The organism is Luteibacter sp. P4_E6 (genome assembly GCF_056401535.1).
The window spans coordinates 1-3,709 of record NZ_JBFUJE010000391.1; the positions used below are offsets into that span (position 1 = coordinate 1).

Annotated in this window: 5 protein-coding genes; 4 read left to right on the forward strand and 1 reads right to left on the reverse strand. The window is 65.5% G+C overall.

What is annotated here, in order from left to right:
* The first annotated feature begins 102 nt into the window (after positions 1-102).
* Positions 103-888 carry an enoyl-CoA hydratase-related protein gene (locus AC1DT2_RS17825; RefSeq protein WP_477297805.1) on the forward strand — a complete coding sequence of 262 codons (786 nt, stop codon included), beginning with the start codon at positions 103-105 and terminating at the stop codon, positions 886-888.
* 138 nt (positions 889-1,026) lie between these two features.
* On the opposite strand, the gene AC1DT2_RS17830 is transcribed toward AC1DT2_RS17825, so the two are convergent.
* Positions 1,027-1,509 carry a glutathione peroxidase gene (locus tag AC1DT2_RS17830; RefSeq protein ID WP_213947671.1) on the reverse strand — a complete coding sequence of 161 codons (483 nt, stop codon included), beginning with the start codon at positions 1,507-1,509 and terminating at the stop codon, positions 1,027-1,029.
* Positions 1,510-1,614: 105 nt separating this feature from the next.
* On the opposite strand from AC1DT2_RS17830, the gene AC1DT2_RS17835 reads away from it, so the two are divergent.
* The 3 genes from AC1DT2_RS17835 to AC1DT2_RS17845 form a co-directional block, all read left to right on the forward strand.
* Positions 1,615-2,619, forward strand: coding sequence for a methionine ABC transporter ATP-binding protein (locus AC1DT2_RS17835; RefSeq protein WP_477297806.1), 1,005 nt, complete (start codon positions 1,615-1,617; stop codon positions 2,617-2,619).
* Positions 2,616-3,290 (forward strand): methionine ABC transporter permease, encoded by a 675-nt coding sequence (locus AC1DT2_RS17840; RefSeq protein ID WP_063573929.1) that lies wholly within the window; start codon positions 2,616-2,618, stop codon positions 3,288-3,290. The genes AC1DT2_RS17835 and AC1DT2_RS17840 overlap by 4 nt, the downstream gene beginning before the upstream one ends.
* A gap of 79 nt (positions 3,291-3,369) precedes the next feature.
* Positions 3,370-3,709: MetQ/NlpA family ABC transporter substrate-binding protein (locus AC1DT2_RS17845; RefSeq protein ID WP_477297808.1), on the forward strand; the 340-nt coding region annotated here is incomplete at its 3' end.

A 3,709-nucleotide genomic window follows, 5' to 3' on the forward strand; every position in this document is an offset into this window, starting at 1 on the left:
TTGTACGCCTGTCGCTATTGCCCTGCACAGAAGTAAGAAATCGCTGCCAGTCCCGCCTAGGCAACCCGTATGATCGCCGCCTACGCAAACCGGAGAGAACCCATGTCCGCCGTCCAATTGATCCGCGAGGGAACCCTCGCCCGTCTGGTCATGAATCGCCCCGAGGTCCATAACGCCTTCGACGACGTCCTCATTGCCGACCTGACGGCCGCGCTGGACGGGATCGAAGGCGACGACGGTATTCGGGCCGTGGTGCTTACGGGCGCAGGCGCCAGCTTCTCGGCGGGCGCCGACCTGAACTGGATGCGCGGCATGGCCTCGGCCAGCGAGGCGGACAACCGGGCCGACTCCCTGCGACTGGCCACCCTGATGCGCCGCCTTCAGTTTCTGAACAAGCCGACCGTGGCCCGGGTCAACGGCGCAGCTTTTGGCGGAGGCGTGGGCCTGATCGCCTGCTGCGACATCGCCATTGCCGCCGAGGGGGCGAAGTTCGCCCTTTCCGAGGTCAAGCTGGGCCTCGTGCCGGCCGTGATCTCGCCTTACGTCATCGCCGCCATCGGCCTTCGGCAGGCACGCCGTCTGTTCATCACCGGCGAGATTTTCGGCAGCGACGCGGCGCTGGCCATGGGCCTGGTTCACGAGACGGTCCCCGCCGAGGAACTCGACGCCGCGATCGACCGCGTCGTCGGCCTGCTCGGCAAGGGTGGCCCGATTGCCCAGAACGAGGCCAAGCACCTCGCCCTGGGTATGGGCGGCATGGACGTGGAGGACATGCAGGCAGTGGACGCGGCGAACGCCGCACTGATCGCACAGCTGCGTGTGTCCGCCGAGGGTCAGGAAGGCCTCAGCGCCTTCCTCACCAAGACCCAGCCTTCCTGGCTGCGCTAACCCCTTTCATGTGAGAGCCGCCTCACCTGTGGGAGCCGCTTCAGCGGCGAAAAGCCAAYGGAGCGGTGACGCCGCGGCACCYATCGCCGATGAATCGGCTCCCACATTAGCCCGGCACCTACCTAAGCCCAGCCAATATCACCCCAGGACTTTGGGCAGGTCCTTGCCGATTTTCTCCGGCGTATCGGTCGGCGCGTAGCGCTCGACCACCTGCCCGTCGCGGTCGATCAGGAACTTGGTGAAGTTCCACTTGATCCCTTCGGTGCCGAGAAGCCCCTTCTTCTGCGCCTTCATCCAGCGGTACAGCGGGTGCGCGTTTTCGCCGTTGACCTCGATTTTCGAGAACATCGGGAAGCTCACGTCGTAGGTCAGCGAACAGAAATCGCGGATCTCGTTCTCGTCGCCCGGCTCCTGGTGACCGAACTGATCGCAGGGAAAGCCCAGCACTTCGAAGCCCTGGCCCGCATACTGTTTCTGCAATTCCTCCAGCCCCTTGTACTGCGGCGTGAAGCCGCACTTGGACGCGACATTCACCACCAGCAAGGCTTTGCCCCGGTACTCGGCGAGCGAACGTTCGTTGCCCTCGATGTCGCGGGCGGAAAAATCGTAGATGGCGGTCATGCGCGTCTCCGTACGTGGGTGGAATGCCCGGAGTCTACGCCCGCCGCGCCGGCCGTGGCGCGGCTTGGGCTACCATGAGCGCTTTCATCGCCTGTCGGAACCCCCGTGATCCGTTTCGCCGCCGCTTCCAAGTCCTACCGGGTGGACGGAGCACTCGTTCCCGCCCTCGAGCCCGTCGATCTGGTGATCGAACGCGGCGAAGTGTTCGGCATCATCGGACACTCCGGCGCCGGCAAGTCGACCATGCTGCGCCTGATCAACCTCCTCGAACGGCCTACCGCCGGGCGAATCTTCGTCGAGGGCAACGATGTCACCGATGCCACGGGCGGCGAGCTGCGCAGGCTCCGCGGCGGCATCGGCATGATCTTCCAGCACTTCAACCTGCTCTCCTCGCGCACGGTGGCCGACAACGTCGCCTTTCCGCTGCGAATTCAGGGCAATGTCTCCGACGGCGAGATCACCGCCCGGGTCGACGAACTGCTCGAGCTGGTCGGCCTGACCGCCCACGCACGGAAGTATCCCGCCCAGCTCTCCGGCGGCCAGAAGCAGCGCGTCGGCATCGCGCGGGCACTGGCCAGCCGGCCGTCCATCCTGCTCTGCGATGAAGCCACCAGCGCACTCGACCCGCAGACCACCGCGTCCGTCCTCGAACTGCTGGCGGATATCAACCGCCGCCTCGGCCTCACGATCGTGCTCATCACGCACGAGATGGACGTGATCCGCCGCGTGTGCGATCGCGTGGCCGTGCTCGATGCCGGCCGGGTCGTCGAAATGGGGGCCGTGGCCGATGTCTTCCTGCATCCGCAACACCCCACGACGCGCCGCTTCGTTGCCGAGGCCGACCATCGCGAAGGGCACGGCCCCGAATTCTCCGGCGTGGCCGGCCGCCTGTTCCGCCTCTCCTTCCGGGGTGAAGCCACCTACTCGCCCGTTCTTTCCAACGTGGTGCGCGACACCGGCGTGGAATACAACCTGCTCTCCGGGCGCGTCGATCGCATCAAGGACACCCCTTACGGCCAGCTCACACTGGCCATGAACGGCGAACGTGTCGACGACGCACTCGCGCAGATCCGCAACGCCGGCGTCGATATCGAAGAGGTGGCCCGATGAGCCCCATGCAGACCCTGTTTCCCAACATCGACTGGGCCGAAATCGGCCAGGCGTGCATCGATACCCTGTTGATGCTCGGTGGCTCGCTGCTGTTCACGGTCGTACTCGGCCTGCCACTGGGCATCTGGCTGTTCCTTACGGCCCGTGGGCAGCTCCATGCGAAGCCGAAGCTCTACGGCGTGCTTTCGCTGGTCGTCAACGTGCTGCGCTCGGTGCCCTTCATCATCCTGATGATCCTGCTCATTCCCGTCACCAAGGCCATCACCGGCGTGAGCATCGGCATCCGCGGTGCCATCGTGCCGCTGGTGATCGGCGCGGCGCCGTTCCTTGCGCGCCTGGTCGAAACCGCGCTGCGCGAGGTGGATCGCGGGGTCATCGAGGCCAGCCAGGCCATGGGCGCGACCACGAGCCAGATCGTCACGCGGGTGCTCCTGCCCGAAGCCCGACCCGGTCTGATCGCTGGCGCGACGGTGACGGCCGTGGCCCTGGTCGGCTACACCGCCATGGGCGGCATCGTCGGCGCCGGTGGCCTGGGTGCACTGGCCTACCAGTATGGTTACAACGGATACAAACCCGACTACATGCTGGTGACCGTGGCCTTGCTGGTGGTTCTGGTGCAGATCCTGCAATCCCTCGGCGACCGCCTGGTCACCCGCTACAGCCGTCGCTGAACGGCGGCTGGGCCGGCTTTGCATCCGGCGGTATGGACGTCTATGCTGGCGCACCGCAACATAAGCCACGGACGCCTCCATGAAGAAGTATCTGCTCCCCCTCGCCGCCGCCCTCGCCGTGTTTGTCGCGGGCTGTTCGAACGGTGACGGCGGTGGCAAGGACGGCTCGGCCGAGGCCACACTCACGGTCGCGGCCACGCCCGTGCCGCATGCCGAGATCCTCAAGGAGATCAAGCCGCTGCTCGCGAAGCAGGGCGTGAACCTCGAGATAAAGGTGTTCACCGACTACGTGCAGCCGAACATGCAGGTGGCGCAGAAGCAGATCGACGTCAACTTCTTCCAGACCGAGCCTTACCTCGACGCGTTCAACAAGGAACGCGGTACCAACCTGGTCAAGGTGGTCGGCGTGCATATCGAGC

Bases quoted from the DNA above. Each gene is read 5' to 3' on its own strand.
- AC1DT2_RS17825 (WP_477297805.1), top strand. From the start codon at position 103: ATGTCCGCCGTCCAATTGATCCGCGAGGGAACCCTCGCCCGTCTGGTC.
- AC1DT2_RS17830 (WP_213947671.1), bottom strand. From the start codon at position 1,509: ATGACCGCCATCTACGATTTTTCCGCCCGCGACATCGAGGGCAACGAA.
- AC1DT2_RS17840 (WP_063573929.1), top strand. From the start codon at position 2,616: ATGAGCCCCATGCAGACCCTGTTTCCCAACATCGACTGGGCCGAAATC.